This window comes from Capnocytophaga sp. oral taxon 902 (assembly GCF_013394735.1).
GTDB lineage: Bacteria > Bacteroidota > Bacteroidia > Flavobacteriales > Flavobacteriaceae > Capnocytophaga > Capnocytophaga ochracea.
In genome coordinates this window covers 2,765,446-2,786,316 of record NZ_CP058261.1, presented here as the reverse complement: position 1 = coordinate 2,786,316, position 20,871 = coordinate 2,765,446, and the positions used below count along the sequence as shown (strand labels likewise).

General features: G+C 36.5%; 13 protein-coding genes and 5 tRNA genes. 10 read left to right on the top strand and 8 right to left on the bottom strand.

The features are described 5' to 3' along the window. Window positions 1-3 precede the first annotated feature (3 nt). From HW278_RS12000 to HW278_RS11980, 5 genes are all read left to right on the top strand, one after another. Window positions 4-1,137: a DUF1735 and LamG domain-containing protein gene (locus tag HW278_RS12000; RefSeq protein ID WP_178977942.1), complete on the top strand. Its 1,134-nt coding sequence runs from the start codon at window positions 4-6 to the stop codon at window positions 1,135-1,137. Window positions 1,138-1,284: 147 nt separating this feature from the next. Beyond that, window positions 1,285-1,368, top strand: a tRNA-Ser gene (locus HW278_RS11995). Between the two features lie 29 nt (window positions 1,369-1,397). Further along, window positions 1,398-1,472 (top strand) — tRNA-Pro (locus HW278_RS11990). Between the two features lie 67 nt (window positions 1,473-1,539). Continuing rightward, window positions 1,540-1,613, top strand: a tRNA-Arg gene (locus HW278_RS11985). A gap of 554 nt (window positions 1,614-2,167) precedes the next feature. Beyond that, window positions 2,168-3,706: a YifB family Mg chelatase-like AAA ATPase gene (locus tag HW278_RS11980; protein WP_015782911.1), complete on the top strand. Its 1,539-nt coding sequence runs from the start codon at window positions 2,168-2,170 to the stop codon at window positions 3,704-3,706. A 52-nt stretch (window positions 3,707-3,758) separates the two neighbouring features. On the opposite strand, the gene HW278_RS11975 is transcribed toward HW278_RS11980, so the two are convergent. From HW278_RS11975 to HW278_RS11965, 3 genes are all read right to left on the bottom strand, one after another. After that, the gene (locus HW278_RS11975) at window positions 3,759-5,801 is read right to left on the bottom strand and encodes a M3 family metallopeptidase (RefSeq protein WP_178977941.1); all 2,043 of its coding nucleotides are present in this window, start codon (window positions 5,799-5,801) and stop codon (window positions 3,759-3,761) included. A gap of 85 nt (window positions 5,802-5,886) precedes the next feature. After that, window positions 5,887-8,646 carry a sodium-translocating pyrophosphatase gene (locus HW278_RS11970; RefSeq protein WP_178977940.1) on the bottom strand — a complete coding sequence of 920 codons (2,760 nt, stop codon included), beginning with the start codon at window positions 8,644-8,646 and terminating at the stop codon, window positions 5,887-5,889. Window positions 8,647-9,053: 407 nt separating this feature from the next. Further along, window positions 9,054-9,127 (bottom strand) — tRNA-Met (locus tag HW278_RS11965). A 93-nt stretch (window positions 9,128-9,220) separates the two neighbouring features. Between HW278_RS11965 and HW278_RS11960 the strand changes: the two genes are divergently transcribed. The 5 genes from HW278_RS11960 (at window position 9,221) to HW278_RS11940 (ending at window position 16,775) form a co-directional block, all read left to right on the top strand. Beyond that, window positions 9,221-9,958, top strand: coding sequence for a biotin--[acetyl-CoA-carboxylase] ligase (locus HW278_RS11960; RefSeq protein WP_015782908.1), 738 nt, complete (start codon window positions 9,221-9,223; stop codon window positions 9,956-9,958). A 210-nt stretch (window positions 9,959-10,168) separates the two neighbouring features. Then, window positions 10,169-10,241: transfer RNA gene (locus HW278_RS11955), tRNA-Gly, on the top strand. 183 nt (window positions 10,242-10,424) lie between these two features. Further along, window positions 10,425-13,277, top strand: coding sequence for a carbamoyl-phosphate synthase large subunit (gene carB, locus HW278_RS11950; protein ID WP_178977939.1), 2,853 nt, complete (start codon window positions 10,425-10,427; stop codon window positions 13,275-13,277). 467 nt (window positions 13,278-13,744) lie between these two features. Then, window positions 13,745-15,298, top strand: coding sequence for a reverse transcriptase domain-containing protein (locus tag HW278_RS11945; RefSeq protein WP_178977938.1), 1,554 nt, complete (start codon window positions 13,745-13,747; stop codon window positions 15,296-15,298). A 640-nt stretch (window positions 15,299-15,938) separates the two neighbouring features. Further along, a complete protein-coding gene (locus HW278_RS11940; protein ID WP_178977937.1) occupies window positions 15,939-16,775 on the top strand; it encodes a hypothetical protein in 837 nt (278 codons plus the stop codon). A gap of 174 nt (window positions 16,776-16,949) precedes the next feature. Here HW278_RS11940 and HW278_RS11935 read toward each other — a convergent pair whose 3' ends face one another. From HW278_RS11935 to dnaX, 5 genes are all read right to left on the bottom strand, one after another. Continuing rightward, entirely contained in the window at window positions 16,950-17,825 is an 876-nt protein-coding gene (locus HW278_RS11935) for an outer membrane beta-barrel protein (protein ID WP_178977936.1), read from the bottom strand. Window positions 17,826-17,833: 8 nt separating this feature from the next. Next, complete coding sequence (arsC, locus tag HW278_RS11930; protein WP_178977935.1) at window positions 17,834-18,175, bottom strand: arsenate reductase (glutaredoxin); 342 nt, start codon at window positions 18,173-18,175, stop codon at window positions 17,834-17,836. 27 nt (window positions 18,176-18,202) lie between these two features. Then, window positions 18,203-18,967, bottom strand: a complete 765-nt coding sequence (locus tag HW278_RS11925) for a DeoR/GlpR family DNA-binding transcription regulator (protein WP_002671857.1) — start codon at window positions 18,965-18,967, stop codon at window positions 18,203-18,205. 195 nt (window positions 18,968-19,162) lie between these two features. Then, window positions 19,163-19,768 (bottom strand): hypothetical protein, encoded by a 606-nt coding sequence (locus HW278_RS11920; protein WP_009750447.1) that lies wholly within the window; start codon window positions 19,766-19,768, stop codon window positions 19,163-19,165. 11 nt (window positions 19,769-19,779) lie between these two features. Next, entirely contained in the window at window positions 19,780-20,871 is a 1,092-nt protein-coding gene (dnaX, locus tag HW278_RS11915; RefSeq protein ID WP_002671849.1) for a DNA polymerase III subunit gamma/tau, read from the bottom strand.

Below are 20,871 nucleotides of genomic sequence, written 5' to 3'. Positions count from 1 at the left end.
AAGATGAAAAAGATACTTTTAATACTTGGCTTACTAAGTGTAATAGCTTGTCAAGACGAAACTACCGACAAAACACCTCAAGCTCCCAATGTATATCAGGGAGTATTTCTCGATGGTAATAATGTCGTTGAAGTGTACGTACAAGAATACCAAGATAACAAGATTCAAAACTTAAAGGTGAAACTGATAAGAGCTGCTGGTAAGATAGTATCAGCTCAGCTTATTACAGGTGATGCTCAAACCTTAACCGACTATAATGCACAATATGGTACGGATTACAAACTCTTAACTACTGATAAATATAGTATTGATGAAAATGCTATCTTCAATACTTATGAAACAGAAACTCCTATTGATATTACCATTAGTGAACTAACGTTTCCTAACAACGAAGTGTATGCGCTACCCATACAAATAAGAGGTAGAAATAATATTGAAGCTATTGCAGGACAAGACCGTTTGCTTTTAGTAGTCCATAAAGAAACAAGAACAAAGGTATTGAGTATGGCAACTACAAAAGCTACTACGGGAGAAGCTCTATCTAATAACGAGCTTCCTCAATGGACTTTTGAAGCTACAATTAATTGCTCAAATCTCATAGGAAGCAACCCAATAGTAGGAGTGACATCTAATACTCATCAAGTTGAGATAGGCTTTACAAACAATCAATTAGACGTAAAAGCTTCGGATATTTCAATATTAATACCTACTGAGGTATTTAAGGCACAAACTGATAAATGGTATCCTATTGCAGTAACCTGTGACGGCAATACCGTGCGTGTATATGTTGAAGGAAAAGAAGTAGGATCTAAAACAGCAAATACTAATAGTAGAATTTATGTAAAAGATTTATGGTTTGCGGGAGCTAATGAGCTTCTCAGAGAGGTGCGTTTGTGGAAACGAGCCCTAACCCAAAAAGAAATACAATTACAGTTGTGGAGTACTCTTAAACCCACAAATGATTTACTGCTTTATTATCCTCTCAATGGTAAAAAATATAATAAAACTTCTAATACCATTACAGATGATGAAACAAAACTATGGGATTGGTCTACCACAGGCACCTCAATGGAACTTCCTTCAGGAGCAACTTTTAATAACGGTACAGGTTATGGTATTGTTTTTCCTCCTAGATAAACGGATATAAAGAAGATTTTACTTTTTTTAAGTATTTGATAATTATTAGATTGATAAAAAATGTACAAAAAAATTTCTAAAATATTTGTGCAGAATAAAAAGTTGTTATACATTTGCAACCGCAAAAGCAAAGGAGCTTTCAAAATTGGAGAGGTGCCGGAGTGGTAACGGAGCAGATTGCTAATCTGTCGGCGGGTAACCGTCGCCTGGGTTCGAGTCCCAGTCTCTCCGCATCTAATACAAATTGTTAGATATAATTTCGGGGCGTAGCGTAGTCCGGTCATCGCGCCTGGTTTGGGACCAGGAGGTCGCAGGTTCGAATCCTGCCGCCCCGACAAAATAAGATATTTCATAAATGTTTCCTTTTGTGTGGCATTTTTGAAATATTTTTTTTGGAATAGAGGTCACGTAGCTCAGTTGGATAGAGCATCTGCCTTCTAAGCAGACGGTCACAGGTTCGAATCCTGTCGTGATCACGAGAATTTGTTTCATTTTGTATTAAAATTTATGTTCGGAATAACGCAGGATTTACGTCCTGCGTTATTTTGTTTATATACTTACTTAACGCCGGCTCGAAACAACAAAATACTATTTTTCAATCTCCTTTGCGTTGCTACAATTTTCATCTAAGAAATCTTTCTTCATCTCTTCTTTGCTTTTATTTCGTTTTATTACTCTAAAATCACCCCTAATTCTTCACTCTTAACTATTCATTTTTAGTCACTTACATAGTCTTTGTATACCAATCTTCCAAGATTCGTATAAGCTTCCTATAAGCTCTCTATAAGCTAACCATAAGATTTCCTCAAGCAAAAAGCATCTTTCTTTGTTATTTATAATTTCGTTTTTTTATCTTTTATAAAAGTTCTAATCTACTTTGTAATTCCTTGCCGTGCTACGGCTTCCTGTAGTGCAAGAGCTATATTCTCTTATCTTGAACTTTTGTTAACTATATTGTAGATTATTTTTTGAAATAAAATTGCTCATTTACAAAGAATGTTTTACCTTTGTGCAAAAATTAGCCACAGAAATGTTAGTAAAAATTTACGGAAGTGCTGTATTTGGTGTAGAAGCCAGCACAATTACTATTGAAGTAAATATCGATAAAGGTATTGGCTATCATTTGGTTGGATTACCCGATATAGCTATTAAAGAAAGTAATTATCGTATAGCAGCTGCTCTGCAAAACAATGGATATAAAATTCCAGGTAAAAAGATAACCATCAATATGGCTCCTGCCGATATGCGTAAGGAAGGTTCTGCCTATGATTTAAGTTTTGCAATTGGTATTTTAGCAGCTAACGGGCAAATACAAAGTGAAGAATTAGAAAAATATATCATTATGGGAGAACTATCCTTAGATGGCAGTTTGCAACCCATTAAAGGAGCACTACCCATTGCTATTCAAGCACGCAAAGAAGGATTCAAAGGATTTATTCTTCCTAAGCAAAATGCTAAAGAAGCTGCTATAGTAGATAATTTGGACGTTTATGGTGTAGAAAATATAAAAGAAGTCATAGATTTTTTTAATGGAGAAAAAGAATTACAACCTATCGAAATAGATACACGCAAAGAGTTTTACAGAGATTTAGAATCTCCTGAATTTGACTTTGCAGATGTAAAAGGTCAAGAAACTGTAAAACGTTGTATGGAAATAGCTGCTGCTGGTGGACATAATGTTATTTTAATAGGCCCTCCTGGTTCAGGAAAAACAATGCTCGCTAAGCGTTTACCTAGCATTCTTCCTCCGATGACACTTCACGAAGCTCTTGAAACTACTAAAATACACAGTGTAGTAGGACGTATTAGGGACACAGGCTTAATGAGCCATCGTCCTTTCCGTAGTCCTCATCACACTATTTCTGACGTAGCTCTCGTAGGAGGAGGTACTTACCCTCAACCAGGTGAAATATCTCTCGCACATAATGGAGTACTTTTTCTTGATGAGTTACCAGAGTTCAAAAGAGCTGTTCTCGAGGTAATGCGACAACCTTTAGAAGATAGAGAAGTTACTATTTCTAGAGCAAAGTTTTCAGTTACTTACCCCGCTTCATTTATGTTAGTAGCAAGTATGAATCCAAGTCCAAGCGGGTATTTTAACGACCCCGATGCTCCTGTTACTTCTACACCTGCTGAAATGCAACGCTATTTAAGTAAAATTTCAGGACCTCTATTAGATAGAATAGATATTCATATAGAAGTAAATCCTGTACCCTTTGAAAAACTTTCAGATGATAGAAAAGGTGAAAGTAGTCGTGATATCCGTAAACGGGTGATAGATGCTCGAAATATCCAAACAGAACGTTTCAAAGAATATGAACATATTCACTATAACGCTCAAATGAATACTAAACAAATACAGAAATTTTGTAAAGTAAATACGGATTCTTTAACCCTACTAAAAGATGCTATGACGCGTCTCAACCTTTCTGCACGTGCCTATGACCGTATTTTAAAAGTAGCGCGTACAATAGCCGATTTAGAAAAGTCAGAAGAAGTACAACCTCATCATATAGGCGAAGCTATTCAATATCGTAGTTTAGACCGTGAAGGTTGGTTTGGAGGATAAAAGTAGATATTATAAAAAACAAAAAAGCAGGTTATTGTAACCTGCTTTTTTATCACTTCAACCCACGTGCTTTGAGTAGTGGCTCAATAGCAGGAGCTTTCCCTCTGAAGGCTAAATACATTTTTTCGTAATCCATTGTATTGCCTTTGGAGAGTATCAAATCTCTGAAACGTTGTCCATTAGCACGAGTAAGACCGCCGTTTTCTTCAAACCATTGGTAGGCATCGTGGCAAAGCATTTCTGTCCATTGGTAAGAGTAATAGCCTGCTCCATAGCCTCCGCCAAAAATATGAGCAAAGTAAGACGAACGGTATCTTGGAGGTACTTCTTTCACCCATAAGCCTGTTCTTTCAAGGGCTTTCTTCTCAAAATCACTTACATTATTGATGATAGTATCCGAAGGAATAGTATGCCATTGCAAATCTAAATTGGCAGCAGCCAAAACTTCGGTAAAAGCATAGCCCTCATTGAAGGTGCTCGCTTTTTTTATCTTATCAATAAGAGCTTGTGGAATAGGTTGTTTGGTCTCGTAATGTACTGCATAGTTTTTAAGAATATCAGGATACAAAGCCCAATGCTCATTGAATTGCGAAGGGAACTCCACAAAATCACGTGCTACTGCTGTTCCTGATAAACTTGCATACTGTTGGTTAGCAAAGAAACCATGCAATGCGTGACCAAACTCGTGGAAGAGCGTAGTAAGTTCATCGTAAGTAAGCAAAGCAGGTTTACCTTCGGCAGGTTTTACATAGTTGCACACATTGTAAATAACAGGTTTAGTGCCTAATAATTTAGATTGGTTTACAAAGTTGCTCATCCACGCACCACCGCGTTTGCTTTCACGAGCAAAGAAATCGCCATAGAAAAGTCCTAATGGCGTACCATCTTCTTCAAAAAGCTCATACACCAATACATCGGGGTGATATACGGGTATATCTTTGCGTTCTTTAAAGGTAATGCCATAAAGTTTAGTAGCTGCATAGAATACACCATTTTCAAGAGCATTTTTCAATTCGAAATAAGGTTTGATTTCATTCTCATCGAGGTCGTATTTAGCTTTGCGAACTTGTTCGGCATAGAAGTTCCAATCGTAAGGTTCTAAAGTAAAATTACCTCCCGTTTTGGCGATTTGCGCTTGTATTTCTTTAGCTTCTGCTTTGGCTTTACCTACTGAAGCAGGCACTAAATCTTTAAAGAATTGAGCAATAGCAGCAGGTGTTTTAGCCATAGTGCGTTGCAAGCTCCATTCGGCATAGTTTTTAAAGCCCAAGAGTTCAGCTTTTTTAGCGCGCAGTAAAGCAATGCGTTTTAAGATATCATTGGTATTATGAGCTCCCCCATCGGTGCGATTCCAGCTTGCTTCAAACAATTGTTTACGAGCGTTGCGGTTGGCTAATTCACTAAGGAGCGGTTGCTGGGTAGTATTCACAATCGCTACTTTCTGACCATTGATAGTTTGAGCAGCTGCCAATGAACCTTCTAAAAGCGTTTGGTTAAAATCAGTTTCTAAAGAAGCTAACTCACTATTGTACTTTTTAAGAGTTTCTTTATCAGTAGCCGATAGGTTAGCACCTGCTACTACAAAATCTTCGTAGTAATTTTCTAACAATTTAAGCGATTCAGCATCTAATTTCAAGCTATCACGTTTATCATATAAGGCTTTGATACGCGCAAAGAGTTTTTCGTTCAGGTGAATGCCATCGGCGTGCTCAGCAAACTTAGGTGATAGTTCTTTTTGCAATACTTTTAAAGTATCATTAGTATTTGCCTCTGTTAAGGCATTGAATACCGCTGAAGCACGCTCTAACTCTACCCCACTTTTTTCTAAAGCGATAATCGTATTTTCAAAAGTAGGAGTTTCGTTGTTATTAGCGATAGCGGCAATACGTTCGTTTTGCAAAGCCATTCCTTTGAGCAGGGCAGGACGATAATGCTCGTCTTTAATCTTTGAGAAGTCGGGAGCACCATAAGGTAAAGTGCTTTCTACCAATAGCGGATTGTTCTCTGTGTTTTCTGTCATTTTTGAAGTCTTTGAGTCGTTGCAGGCTACCAAAGCAGTGAGCAATATAGCTGCTGAAAATAAAGGTAATTTCATAGTTTTTAGGTGATTATAAAAAGGGTGTTCGAGGAAGAAGTTCCTCAAACACCCCTTTTGAGGTTATATAGTAACTAAAATACTGTTATTTAGCAGTCAAACGTATGTCGATACGTCTGTTTTTAGCTTTGCACTCAGGAGTATCGTTAGCAGGACAAAGAGGGTGTTCTGCACCATAACCTTGAGCACTCAATTGTGCTTTGTTAGCACCCAATGCTACCAATTTGTTTAACACTGAATTAGCACGTCTTTCTGAAAGTTTCAAATTACCTTCGACACTACCCGTATTATCAGTGTAACCACCTAAACGAATAGCAGCTTTAGGATAAGCTTTCAAAATAGCTACAATGTTCTTTAATTGTTGTTCTGAACCTTCAGTAAGTTCATCGCTACCTGTTTTGAAGTAAGTTCTATCCAAAGTAATCCAGTTATCTTTGAACTGTTCTGGAGTAGTAAGGTTTTTATCTTCTATCAATTTTACGAGGTGTGCTTCAGATGAGTTCTTTCCTACTTCTAACATTGTATTGTCAAAAAGGCTCAATTGGAATAAATCACCTACATTGTACTCGAAGTCACCATCGGCGTTAAGCTTACCTTCTTCAATAACTACTACTTCTTCGACAGGCATCACCCCCTCACCTTCACCTTGACGGATTTGAGCTTCTATAGGAGTACCTGAAGCATCAGCGGTATGTCCACCCAAGATAGGAGCGATTACCAAACCTACCAAGCAAGTGAGTTTGATAAGGATATTCATTGAAGGGCCTGAAGTATCTTTGAATGGGTCACCTACAGTATCACCAGTAACGGCAGCTTTATGAGCGTCAGAACCTTTGTAAGTCATTTGTCCGTTGATTTCAACACCTGCTTCAAATGATTTCTTAGCATTGTCCCAAGCACCACCAGCGTTGTTTTGGAAGATAGCCCATACAACTCCTGATACAGCTACACCAGCCATATAAGCGCCAAGAGCTTCAGCACCCATCACAAAACCGATGATAATAGGAGTGATGATAGTAATAGCACCAGGTAACATCATTTCGCGCAAAGCAGCTTTGGTAGAAATATCTACACATCTGCCATACTCTGGAGTACCTTTACCTTCCATAATACCAGGGATTTCGCGGAATTGGCGACGTACTTCGTTCACCATATCCATAGCAGCTTTTCCTACTGATTGCATTGCCAAGGCTGAGAAGATTACTGGAATCATACCTCCGATAAACAAGGCTGCTAATACGTTTGCTTTGAAAATATTGATACCAGAAATGCCTGTAAAGGTCACATAAGCAGCGAACAAGGCTAAGGCGGTAAGAGCTGCTGAAGCAATTGCAAAGCCTTTACCTACCGCAGCAGTAGTATTACCTACTGAGTCTAAAATATCAGTACGTTGACGTACTTCTTTTGGCAATTCACTCATTTCGGCTACACCACCAGCGTTATCGGCAATAGGACCAAAAGCATCGATAGCCAATTGCATAGCTGTAGTTGCCATCATTGCTGATGCTGCAATCGCTACACCATAGAAGCCAGCTAAAGAGTAAGAACCCCAAATAGCTACAGCAAAAAGCAATACAGAACCAAAGGTAGATTTCATACCAGTTGCCAAACCTGCAATAATATTGGTAGCAGCTCCAGTAGATGAATTGCGTACGATATTCAATACCGGTTTTTTACCCAAAGCGGTAAAGTGTTCAGTAATAGCTGAAATGAGCAAGCCTACTGCCAAACCTACGATAGTTGCGTAGAATACATTGATACTTGCGATTTCTTTTACTCCTTCACCAAAGAAACTCATTTGGATAGTTTCGGGCAACATATATTTAATAAGGAAGAAGCAAGCTACTAAAGTAAGTGCTAAAGCTACATAGTTACCTGTATTTAGTGAACTTTGTACTTGTTTTTCTTTAGCATCGTTGTTCTTAATACCTACACAGAAAGTACCAATGATAGAAGCAATGATACCTACACCGGCAATTACTAATGGTAATAAAATAGGACCTAAACCACCAAAGGCATCAGTAAATGTACCACCATTTGCGGTTGCCATATCTTTAATCACGTAGTTACCTAATACCATTGAAGCAAGTACTGTAGCCACATACGAACCGAACAAGTCAGCTCCCATACCAGCCACGTCACCTACGTTATCACCTACGTTATCGGCAATAGTAGCAGGGTTACGAGGGTCGTCTTCAGGGATACCAGCTTCTACTTTACCTACGAGGTCAGCCCCTACGTCGGCAGCTTTGGTGTAAATACCACCACCTACACGAGCAAAGAGCGCAATAGACTCAGCACCGAGTGAGAAACCTGCTAAGGCTTCGAGTACGAGAGTCATTTCGTCGTAGAAAGGTTTGCCTCCTCCTACAAAAGTGTTTACAAAAAGAATGAAGAATAAGCTCAAGCCTAATACAGCTAAACCTGCTACTCCTAATCCCATTACAGTACCACCACCAAAGGATACTTTCAAAGCTTTTGGCAAGCTAGTGCGAGCTGCTTCGGTAGTGCGTACATTAGCATTGGTAGCGATACGCATCCCAATATTTCCCGCTAAGGCAGAGAAGAAAGCTCCACACACAAAAGCTACTACAATGAGCCAGTGAGAAGTTTCTACCATGCGAGAAACAATAAATAGAGCAATAGAAGCAATAATCACAAAAATACCTAAAATGCGGTACTCAGCATTGAGGAATGCCATTGCTCCTTCTTTGATACTTTTGGAAATACTTTGCATTCGATCATTGCCTGTGGTTTGTTTGTTCACCCACGAAGCTTTCGCAATCATAAAGATAAGTCCAAGAATAGCAAGGACTAACGGTAAATATAACATCATTTTATCCATACAAATATTATAATTAGTTAAATTTAGGGCGTAAAAGTACGAAAGATAATTGTAACGAAAAAATAAAAAAGGATTTTTTTAGTACCCACCTCATCCACTATCAAATACCACTCTTAATAATCTAGTTGTCTTTTGCCTCATAGCATCATATAAAACATACTTTGCAGAATATCTTTAAGAAAGTTAATCATCATACTCTTTCGTAACTACTTGAATGGCACGATTTTTGAACCCGTTCCTACCAAGTGGCAACATCATTATTACATTATAAATTCAGAGTTTAGAGTAGAGACTTTTGTTTTTCATAGTGTATGCGTTTCCTATGTGTTTTGTTTTTTGTAAATTCAGGCATAAAAAAAGAGTGATTTACAAATATAAACCACTCTTTTTCTTTTGTTTAATCTTAGTAGCGAAGACGGGATTTGAACCCGTGACCTTTGGGTTATGAATCCAACGCTCTAACCACCTGAGCTACCTCGCCATCTATTTTGTTATGCCTTATTTTGACCTTGCGGGTGCAAATGTACTACATTTTTTTATACTACCAAATTTTTATAACTATTTTTTACTTTTTATGAACATCATTACCTTAAAAAGCATTGATTCTACTAATCAGTACTTAAAAAATTTAATACATATTCAGGATTCTCTTCCTAATTTTTTAGTGGTCTGGACTCCTCAGCAAACTGCAGGTATAGGACAATATGGAACAAAATGGACAAGTGAACCCTATCAGAATCTTACTTTTAGTATTTTATTCCTTCCTGAGCATTTAGATTTAAAAGATGCTTTTTTGCTCAATATGCTTGTACCTATTGCAATAATGAAAGTATTAGAGAAATTAAACATTCCTAATATAAATATTAAATGGCCTAATGATATCCTTTCTCAACGTTACAAAATAGGCGGAATATTAATAGAAAATACTATTAGAAAAACTAAAATTGAGAAATGTATAATCGGTATTGGGCTCAATCTTAACCAAACAAGTTTCGATGGCTTACCTAAAGCCTCTTCTTTAAAAAAATTAACTGGCAAAGATTTTCAAGTAGAACAAGTGATGAAACTAATCTTTTCTGAATTAAAATCAAACCTTTCTACACTTCCTCAACAGTCTTTCGAAAGCATTTATACTATTTACCAGAAGTACCTATTCCAACTAAATAATAGAGTATCCGTTTTCCGTTCTTGCCAAGAAAAGAACTTTTCAGGCATTATAAGAGGTGTGGAACCTTCTGGGAAATTAATTGTAGAAACGGAACAAGGGGTTATAAAGACTTTTTCTCTTAAAGAAATAACTTTATTATACTAAATTCTTTCTACACCTAAATACACCTAACAAATGAAATATATGAGAGTGACAATAGCTTCACTTGATTTAACATTAATTTCATCATAGCTTAGCAGGGTTTCCTTTTTGTTATCCTCTTCTCTCCTATTTTTTGCTTTTCTTAAAATAATTTGTACCTTTGCCCCCGTAAATGGAAAACCAATCAGTTACAAATTTACTAAAACAAGATAAGCGAAAATAGCTCAGTTGGTAGAGCGCAACCTTCCCAAGGTTGAGGTCGCGGGTTCGAGACCCGTTTTTCGCTCTTTTTAATTTTCAATTATTAATTGTTAAATGAATATCACGCCACAAGCCCTCCCTTGTACCCCTTTAAGCAGTACTCTCAAGAGATACGGTGGGATATTCTTTTCTAATAATACAATAGCTATGTTTTTCTTTTGAAAAATGTAGCTATTTTTTTAATAAAACACACAATATCTATATAAAAATGCCTAAAAGAAACGACCTACATTGTGTTCTGCTCATTGGGTCAGGACCTATCATCATTGGGCAAGCCTGTGAGTTTGACTACTCAGGCTCGCAATCGTTGCGCTCTTTGCGCGAAGACGGTATTAAAACCATCCTTATTAACTCTAACCCTGCTACCATTATGACAGACCCGTCTATGGCGGATGTGGTTTATCTGAAACCTCTCACCACTAAGTCATTGGTGGAAATTCTAAAAGCACACCCCGAAATAGATGCCGTTCTCCCTACTATGGGCGGACAAACAGCGCTTAACCTCTGTATTGAGGCTGACGAGAAAGGCATTTGGAAAGACTTTGGGGTAGAAATCATCGGGGTAGATATTGATGCCATACAAATCACTGAAGACCGCGAGAAATTCCGCGTGTTGCTCGATGAAATCGGTATCCCTATGGCACCGTCCGAAACGGCTACTTCTTTCCTTAAAGGAAAAGAAATCGCGCAACGCTTTGGTTTTCCACTCGTAATACGTCCGTCCTTTACTTTGGGTGGCACCGGGGCTTCTATCGTCTATAAAAAAGAAGATTTTGATATGCTCCTCAATCGTGGTTTGGAAGCCTCGCCTATCCACGAGGTGCTTATCGATAAGGCGCTTTTAGGCTGGAAGGAATACGAGCTCGAGCTTTTGCGCGACAAGAACGATAATGTGGCAATTATCTGTACTATCGAAAATATGGATCCTATGGGTATCCACACTGGGGATTCTATTACCGTAGCCCCTGCGATGACTCTATCAGATCGCACTTTCCAGCATATGCGCGATATGGCTATTAAGATGATGCGTAGTATAGGCGATTTTGCAGGTGGCTGCAATGTGCAGTTTGCCGTGTCGCCTGATGAAAAGGAAGATATTATCGCTATTGAAATCAACCCACGTGTATCGCGCTCATCCGCTTTGGCTTCTAAGGCTACGGGTTATCCTATTGCTAAGATTGCCACCAAACTAGCTATCGGTTACCATTTAGACGAACTGCAAAACCAAATCACCAAATCCACCTCAGCTTTCTTTGAGCCTACGTTAGATTATGTGATTGTGAAAATACCGCGTTGGAACTTTGACAAGTTTGAAGGCTCTGACCGAACTATAGGCTTGCAAATGAAATCAGTAGGCGAAGTAATGGGTATAGGGCGTTCTTTCCAAGAGGCATTGCAGAAAGCAACCCAATCGCTCGAAATCAAACGCAATGGTTTGGGAGCTGATGGCAAAGGCTATAAGAATTACGAACAGATTATTGAGAAACTTACCTACCCCAGCTGGGATAGGGTATTCGTGCTCTACGATGCGGTACAGATGGGTATTCCGCTGAGCCGTATACACGAAATCACCAAGATAGATATGTGGTTCCTCAAGCAATACGAAGAACTATGTGTGCTCGAAAAAGAAATATCACGCTACAAAATAGATACCCTACCTAAAGAACTCCTTTTTGAAGCTAAACAAAAAGGGTTTGCCGACCGACAAATTGCTTATATGGTGGGCTGTTGGGAGAGTGAGGTGCACAAGAAACGCGAGGAACTAAACATACGTCGCGTGTTTAAATTGGTAGATACTTGTGCTGCTGAGTTTAAGGCGCAAACCCCTTACTATTATTCTACTTTCGAGGCACCTATTCGCACCGCTGACGGCAAGGAATACGTAGCCAACGACAGCGTAGTAACCGACTGCAAAAAGGTGGTAGTACTCGGTTCAGGTCCTAACCGTATAGGACAGGGTATTGAGTTCGATTACTGTTGTGTACACGGGGTATTGGCTACTGAAGAGTGCGGTTATGAAACCATAATGATCAATTGTAACCCAGAGACCGTTTCCACCGACTTTGATACGGCTAACAAACTCTATTTTGAGCCTGTGTTCTGGGAGTACATCTATGATATTATTCAGCACGAAAAGCCCGAAGGGGTGATTGTACAGCTCGGTGGACAAACAGCTTTGAAGTTGGCTGAGAAATTAGATAAATACGGTATCAAAATCATAGGTACTAGCTTCCAGTCGCTTGACTTGGCAGAAGATAGAGGTAGTTTTTCAACTCTGCTGAAAGAAAATAACATTCCTTATCCGCGTTTTGGTGTAGCTGAAACGGCTGATGAGGCGCTCAAACTCGCCGATGAACTTGACTTCCCGCTACTCGTGCGTCCTTCGTACGTTTTGGGTGGACAGGGTATGAAGATTGTGATCAACAAAGAAGAATTGGAAGCCCACGTGGTAGACCTCTTGCGCAAGATACCTAATAACAAACTGCTACTCGACCACTATTTAGACGGTGCTATAGAAGCAGAAGCTGATGCTATATGCGACGGTGAGAATGTGTATATCATTGGTATTATGGAGCATATAGAGCCTTGCGGTATTCACTCAGGCGACAGTAACGCTACCTTGCCACCGTTCAACTTGGGTGAGTTTGTATTGCAACAAATAAAAGACCATACTCATAAAATAGCCTTAGCACTCAATACGGTAGGGCTTATCAATGTGCAGTTTGCCGTAAAAGATGATGTAGTGTATATCATTGAGGCAAACCCACGAGCTTCACGTACGGTACCGTTTATCTCTAAAGCTTATCAAGAGCCGTATGTAAACTATGCTACCAAGGTAATGCTTGGAGAGAAAAAGCTCACTGATTTCCATTTCAATCCGCACTTAGAGGGCTTTGCTATTAAGCAACCCGTGTTCTCGTTCAACAAATTCCCGAACGTAGATAAGAAGCTAGGACCTGAAATGAAATCTACCGGCGAAAGCATTTTGTTTATCGATAGCCTTAAAGATGATGCTTTCTATGAGATTTATACAAGGAGGAAGATGTATCTTTCAAAATAAAGAACTAAAAGGGCAAGCTAAGGCTTGCCTTTTTGGTTTTTAGTTGTATATTTGCAGAGATTTTAGAATACAAGTTTAAAAATATAAAAAATAAGAGTAGTGAAATAGCCGAACTATGTGTTTTTTGTTTAGGAGAAATCCTATAGCCTTATATGAAAAACTATAAGGGAAATTTCATTTCATATGGACAAACTTCAAGAGAAATAATTTTACCTTGAACAAGTCCGGCTAGGATTAATAACTTAGCTATGATAATAATAGATTTCATAATGTAATGTTTATAATTAATTTGTAAATATACAATGAATATTTTGTTCTACCCAAATAGAAGACGGAGTGATATATTCACAGCTTTTAATTGATTGATATATCGTATTAGCATACATGGTTCTATGAAGATAGTATTATCTTCTTAAAAAGCACGGCTCCGCATTTGGATTTCACTACTCTTTTTTTATAAAGAAAACATGAAAAAAAACAAGAAAGATTGGTTTAAGTTAAAAAAATATCCTCATATAGGAAGACCTATTTCTATTAAAGACAAAAATAAGATAGTGTCTTATATACTTAATCCTAAGAACATTGCTAAACATTCATTTCTACCTTTTATTCATAAAACATCATTAGTTCGTAAGTTTCGTAAGGAATATAATGAGGAAGGAAATCCTATAAAGGCAGAAGGAACTAATAAAATACAAAGAGTAAAAGGTCAGAAAAAAAGAGAACTTTTCTATGCAAGTCATTTAGATTCTCTTATTTTTAGTTATTATTCTTATCAGTTGTCTGATAAATATGAAAAACTTATAAAGAAATATAAATTAGATGAGGTTGTTTGTGCTTATAGAAGTATCCCAATTGATGAGAATAACCCAAATAGCACTAATAAATCTAATATCGAGATTGCAAATGATGCTTTTGATTTAATAAAGAAATATCCTAAAGATTTTTTCTGTGTAATAGCTTTTGATATTACTAGTTTTTTTGATAACTTGGATCATAGAATATTAAGAGAAAAGTGGGAAGAAGTTCTTTCTGTAGATAAATTACCTATAGATCATTTTAATATATACAAAAACATTACACGTTTCAGTTATGTAGATTTAGTGGATATATTCAGTTTTTTTCAAGGTAGTATCCTGACACAAAAAATAATAACTAGGGGAATACAACAGCCAGTTAAAAGAAAGAAGATTAGCAAGATAAAATTCTTAAGGAATCAAAATGCAATAGCTTTCTGTGAAAAAAAGGAATTTCTTAAGGTAAAACATAAATTAGTTCATTCGTTTAAAACTATTAAAAAAGGAGACCAAATTATACCAAGAACATTTGGGATTCCACAGGGCTCCCCCATTAGTGCTACTTTAGCAAATATCTATTTAGTAGATTTTGACAAGGATATTAATAGTTATATTGAAAAGATCGGAGGGCATTATAAAAGATATTCAGACGATATTATTGTTATCTGTACTTATGAATACAGAAAGGAAGTTTGTCATTTTGTAATGGAAGAGATTACAAAGTATAAATTAGAGATACAAGAGGCAAAAACTCAAGTATTTGAATTTAAAAGAGAGAATAATAAATTAACATGTGCACAAATTTTTGAGGATACTATTAATAGAAATAAAAATCTAACATATTTAGGTTTTGAATTTGATGGCGAAAGTATAAGATTAAAAAAATCAAGTCTTTCAGGGTATTATAGAAAAATGAAAAGATATATAAGTAGAGCAAAATTTTATTCTTATAAATATGAAGAGCCAATTTTTAGAAGGCGAATTTTAAAAAAATTCTCTTACAAAGGAGCCAAAAGAAATAGAAAAGTAGTATGGAATGAGGCAGAAAAAAGGCTATATAAATATGATACATATAATTATGGGAACTATATAACTTATGCAAAAAAGGCTATAAGTAGGATGCCTAATAATAAGATTAGTAATCAAATAAAAAAACACTGGAAAAATATCAATAAATTACTTAAAGATTGCCATAAACCTATTTTAAAGAAAGTTCTTCACTAAAAAATTGTTTGTTTTAATTCAATATATTTTGAGCTTTCTAAAATAATAGGAACTTACGAACCTGAAGTAATGAATTATATACGTTAGAATTTGGATTAAACTAATTACCTCACTATAAATCACCTTCATCTCGTAGATTAAAAAAATATGAAGCTTAAAAGTAGATATTACGCTCCGTTTGTTTTTATTTTCATTAGCGCAATATCCTAAAGCAATGGATTTTAGCAAGCTCTATCAGGGGAAATTAGACAGTGTCGTGGTTATACATCGTACCCAAATAGCTGACAATCTACAAAGGAGAAGAACTTATCTTTGCAGGAACAAGTAAAGGGAAACTTACTAAAAAGCTCATTCGCTATCTGTATCCTAAAACTTTCTGCTAAGGAACTGTATATGAATTTCTTTATCCTATGGGAGGAGATTTAGAAAAATAGCAGTATTTCTTTACAAGCAGTCAATGCAAGCAAAAAAAGCCAAACCAAGTGTGAACTTGCTCTTTTGTTTTTAGTTGCATTTTTGGAGAGATTTTTTTTAACCCTAAGAAGAATTAGATAAATAGAAAAGAAAAAATAAACACAACTTGGTGAATAAAAAATTAATAGTTACTTTTGCGCCCTCGAAACTAAAAAAATAATCACTAATGAAAAAAAATTTTATCACTATGTTGTTAGGCATTAGCACACTAACTACTTTTGCACAAAACGCTTCTACTGAGCGTTACACTACCCACAATAAAGGTAAATTTTTCTTATATTGGGGCGGTAATCGTGCCTATTATACCAATTCGGATATTACTTTCTCGGGTAACAATTACAACTTTACCATCAAAGATGTAGAGGCTGTAGATAAACCGAAAGGTTGGCATATAGATTATATTAATCCTTTGCGAATGACCATTCCTCAAACTAACTTCCATATTGGTTACCATATTTCCGACCATTATACTATTTCTGCAGGCGTAGACCATATGAAATACGTAATGAAAAATGGACAAACTGTAAAAATGAACGGTTACATCAATGGTTCTAACACTTCTCATGATGGTACTTATAACAACACTGACAAGTTACTTAGCGAAGATTTTCTCACCTTTGAGCATACTGACGGTCTGAACTATGTAGTAGTTGAAGGAGCTCGTATAGACGATATTTCCCGTTTATTTGGTATCCGCAACACCGATATATTACAGGTAAATCTTACTGAAGGTATCGGTTTTGGAGCACTATATCCAAAAACGAATACTAAGTTACTTAATAAAGAACGTTATGACGAGTTTCACATTGCAGGGACAGGCGTAAATGCTAAAGCAGGTTTGCACCTCACTTTTTTTAAATACTTCCTTATAGTTGGTGAACTCAAAGGAGGTTATATTAATATGTATGACGTTCGAACTACTTATGATATTGCCGATAAAGCCAAACATGATTTCTTCTTCTTTGAAACTGTTTTAGGTATAGGAGGAACTTTTAGATTTTAGCTAATAAAAGAAATAAAAGCATAAAATAAAATTGCCCCAAAACTTTTGGGGCAATTTTATTATTTAATATCAGTTCGATATAACAAAATATTAATTATTCTTCCATTTCCTACGGCAGTACAAGTACGCTTTTATATCTTATAATTTGTTTTTTCTTTTAGAAAAGTTATATTTTTAAAACATATAAGTAACTCCAAAGTGAAACCCTATAGAAGAATAAGGGGCATTAGGAGCTCCTTTACCTTCCCAACTATAACTATCTTCAAGTAACGGTGCTACTTGAGTAGCCAATTGTTTAAGGCGTTCTGTTCTAGGGGATGTTGGTACATTTTGTAAGGCTAACATATATCTCTTAAACTCTTGAAGTGTAAGTGCTAGAGATGTTCCTCCTACTGTGCGAGTAGCCGAAAAATCCTTAAGTTTAGATTCCTTTCGAGGCACATTAATATTCAGATATTCACCTTCTATAAAAAAAGCTACTTTATCACTAACCTTAAAGCGGTAGCCTATCCCTCCTATAAAACCAAAGGGAATTTTACCGTGGAAATTGTTTTGAAAATTAGCTTTTATATCTACAGTTGCCCCAGCTGGTGCTGTTGGATTAAACAAGCTCAAGGGTAAACCAAAAGCATTGAGCTCTGTTTGTATTTCTGTTCTGCCCCCTATTTTGGTAACACCTCCAGCACGCAGATATAAATTATCAGTAATATTAAATACTAACGAAAGAGAAGCTCCAAAAGCCCTCCCATGTCCTTTCATATTCAATATTTGGTTTTTATTAGTGTCCATATCTTCACCATGAAGATATCCTAAAGCTAATTCACCTCCCCAACGCTTATGGAAAAAATATCCTCCTCGTAATTGTGCTTGGTATCCTTCTCCATAACTCCCTTTGAGCTCGGTTATAGCTGTTGGGTCAGTAGCATCTCTACCCAATACCTTCTGGTGGGTTTTAAAACCATACCCCCCACTCACTGACAGATATGCCTGCGAGTACATAGCTGTTGCTCCAAAAATGAAAGCAATAGCGCTTAATAGCGTTCTTCTCATTCTTTATTTTATATAATTTCTTTTATTCTTTCAGTAGGTCGCCCTATCACAGCTTTATCACCGACTATTACGATAGGTCGCTCAATAAGTTGAGGATATTGTATCATTGCCTCTATAACTTCATCATCAGTAAGCGTTTTTCCTTTGAACTGCTCTTTCCAAATATTTTCTTTAGTACGCACTAATTCAATAGGAGACATCTGTAACTTAGTGAGGAGATTTTTTAGTTCATCTTTAGAAATACCTTTTTTAAGATAATCTATTATCTGATATTCTTTCCCCAAATCTTTTAAAAGCTCCAAACCACAACGTGATTTGGAGCATTTAGGATTGTGATATATAGTTATCATTCTTATATGTGTCAATCATTTTGATAATTAACAAATAATTACTTCTACACCGCGTTTTTCAAGTTCTTCTACGAACTCAGGGTCAGCACCTGCATCAGTGATAAGCATATCTATTTTCTCTACATAACAGATAAAACCAAAGCCTCGTTTGTGAATCTTAGAGGAGTCGGCTAAAACAATAGTTTTGTCTACACGTTCCATCATCTTCCGATTTAGATGAGCTTCTCCTACATTGGTAGAACTCAATCCATAATCAAGGTCAATACCTTCAACTCCTAAGAATAAAGTAGTACAAGAGAAGTTACTAAGAGTTTCTTCAGCAAGTACGCCAATAGTGGAGGTAGAGTTTTTACGAACTTCTCCTCCTAAGTGAATGGTATTTACACTAGGATTTTTGCAGACCTCTAAAGCTACTCTAAGGGAAGGAGTGAGTACTGTAAGGTTGCGTATGCCATAAATTTTTTGAGCTAAAAGATTAGCTGTAGTTCCTGATGAAAGTATGATAAACTCATTTTCTTTAATAAAGTCCAACGCTTTAGTAATAATACGCGTTTTCTCTTCTACGTTTTGAGTTTCTTTCTCAGTTATTGTTTGCTCAAACACATAACGCATTTGCTTACTAGCTCCACCGTGAGTACGATGCAAATAACCTTCCTGTTCCAAGAGATTAAGGTCTTTACGTATAGTAACGACCGAAACTTTAAGCTTATCACTCAATTCATTTACACTAACGTACTTTTTAGTTTCTAAGCTCTCTAAAATCTTTGATTGTCGTTCATTAAGTACTTTCATATTTTATTAATTTTATTAATATTCAACTGTTTAACGTACCTCTTGTCTATACTTATCTAACCATAGACAAAACATCTTATTAAGATTATTTTCGGCAAAATTAGGCATTATATTGAAAAAAACAAAAGAATTAGAAAATAAAAAACACTACTAACTATAAATTATGTAGCACTGAGTTTTAAAAATACTGTTTTTCTATCCTTTTAAATTTAGTTCAAAAGCTCTTCTAAACTCTTGTAAGATAGGATTTTCTTCTAATAATTTCTCATATTTATCTTCGGGAGTTACTACTATTCTTTTAGCTATCTCTTCATTTACACTTATCTCAATAGTAAGATCATAATTCTGCAAAGATTTGTGCAAATAATTTAAGAGTTTATGCTCCATCTGAACAATATCATTTTTAGCTGTATTACTTGATACTTCCAAATGAATAGTAGTTCCTTCTAATCTTAATATTGCAATTTTAAGAATAGAAGCTTGTATACGTTCTCCTTTAACAAGTAATTCATCTATATAACGTTCCCAAAACTGATTAAAGGTCTCTTCCGAAAAACTCTCACGAGGTAGCGTATTAGGATCTATTACCACCTCTTTGAAATTCCTTTGATGTTCTGTTTTTAGATGTACACTTTTAATTGAAAAATTAGAAACAGCCTCTGTACGTTCCGTTTTACTAATAATGGGTATATTAGGATTAAGCGTAGCTGTCGTAGTATTTGTATAATTTATAGGAGGGGCAACGATAGGTGTTTGTGAGTTGAGCTGTATTTCTGTTGTATGACTTTGCCCATTAAACACATAAGCAGGAATTATGAAGCGTCCATCATTTTTTTTTTATCCCCCTCATAGGTCAGAGAGGCGAGTTGCATTAGGGCAACCTCCACTAACAAACGCTGATTTTTGCTGGTGCGATATTTTAGGTCGCAGTCATTGGCAATAGCAATAGCTTCCATTAAAAAAGGTACAGTAGCACGAACGCTCTGCTCAGTATATTTCTTCTGGGTCTCCTCCCCTACTTCCATTAAGGAAATGGTTGTAGGATTCTTGCATACCATTAAATCACGAAAATGACTTGCCAAGCCTGCAATAAAATGATTACCGTCAAAACCTTGTGCAATACTATCATTAAATGCGATCAATAGTTCAGGGAGTTTATTGTCTAAAATAAGATCAGTTACTTTAAAATAGACCTCATAATCTAACACATTCAGTATTTCGGAAGTAGCTTGTCGTGTTATTTTTTCTCCTGAAAAGCTCACCACACGATCGAAGATAGAAAGGGCATCACGCATTGCACCGTCGGCTTTTTGTGCTATGATTTGCAAAGCTTCATCTTCTGCTTCAATTCCTTGTTGTTCTGCAATATATTTTAGGTATTCTCGAATGTCATTAATAGTAATACGCTTGAAATCGAATATCTGGCAACGTGACAATATGGTAGGAATAATCTTATGTTTTTCAGTAGTTGCTAAGATAAAAATAGCGTGTTTAGGAGGCTCTTCTAATGTTTTGAGAAAAGCATTAAAAGCCGCAGTAGACAGCATATGCACCTCATCGATGATATACACTTTATATTTGCCTACTTGAGGCGGAATACGCACTTGTTCAATTAGTTTGCGAATATCATCTACACTGTTATTAGAGGCAGCATCTAACTCAAAAACGTTAAAAGCAAAATCGTTTTCATCTTCTACCCCAGAAGTTTGTTCATTTATCTTTTTCGCTAAAATACGGGCACAAGTAGTTTTTCCTACTCCACGAGGACCAGTGAAGAGAAGTGCCTGTGCCAAGTGATTATTTTCAATGGCATTGAGTAGGGTATTAGTAATAGCTTGCTGTCCCACTACATCACGAAATGATTGTGGACGATATTTGCGTGCTGATACTATAAAGTGGTTCAT

What these genes read in the sequence shown, in the direction of transcription:
- HW278_RS12000 (WP_178977942.1), top strand. Translation starts at nt 4, where the DNA reads ATGAAAAAGATACTTTTAATACTTGGCTTACTAAGTGTAATAGCTTGT.
- HW278_RS11925 (WP_002671857.1), bottom strand. Translation starts at nt 18,967, where the DNA reads ATGAAAGTACTTAATGAACGACAATCAAAGATTTTAGAGAGCTTAGAA.
- HW278_RS11960 (WP_015782908.1), top strand. Translation starts at nt 9,221, where the DNA reads ATGAACATCATTACCTTAAAAAGCATTGATTCTACTAATCAGTACTTA.
- HW278_RS11975 (WP_178977941.1), bottom strand. Translation starts at nt 5,801, where the DNA reads ATGAAATTACCTTTATTTTCAGCAGCTATATTGCTCACTGCTTTGGTA.
- carB (WP_178977939.1), top strand. Translation starts at nt 10,425, where the DNA reads ATGCCTAAAAGAAACGACCTACATTGTGTTCTGCTCATTGGGTCAGGA.
- HW278_RS11980 (WP_015782911.1), top strand. Translation starts at nt 2,168, where the DNA reads ATGTTAGTAAAAATTTACGGAAGTGCTGTATTTGGTGTAGAAGCCAGC.
- HW278_RS11970 (WP_178977940.1), bottom strand. Translation starts at nt 8,646, where the DNA reads ATGGATAAAATGATGTTATATTTACCGTTAGTCCTTGCTATTCTTGGA.
- HW278_RS11935 (WP_178977936.1), bottom strand. Translation starts at nt 17,825, where the DNA reads ATGAGAAGAACGCTATTAAGCGCTATTGCTTTCATTTTTGGAGCAACA.
- HW278_RS11945 (WP_178977938.1), top strand. Translation starts at nt 13,745, where the DNA reads ATGAAAAAAAACAAGAAAGATTGGTTTAAGTTAAAAAAATATCCTCAT.
- HW278_RS11940 (WP_178977937.1), top strand. Translation starts at nt 15,939, where the DNA reads ATGAAAAAAAATTTTATCACTATGTTGTTAGGCATTAGCACACTAACT.
- dnaX (WP_002671849.1), bottom strand. Translation starts at nt 20,871, where the DNA reads ATGAACCACTTTATAGTATCAGCACGCAAATATCGTCCACAATCATTT.
- arsC (WP_178977935.1), bottom strand. Translation starts at nt 18,175, where the DNA reads ATGATAACTATATATCACAATCCTAAATGCTCCAAATCACGTTGTGGT.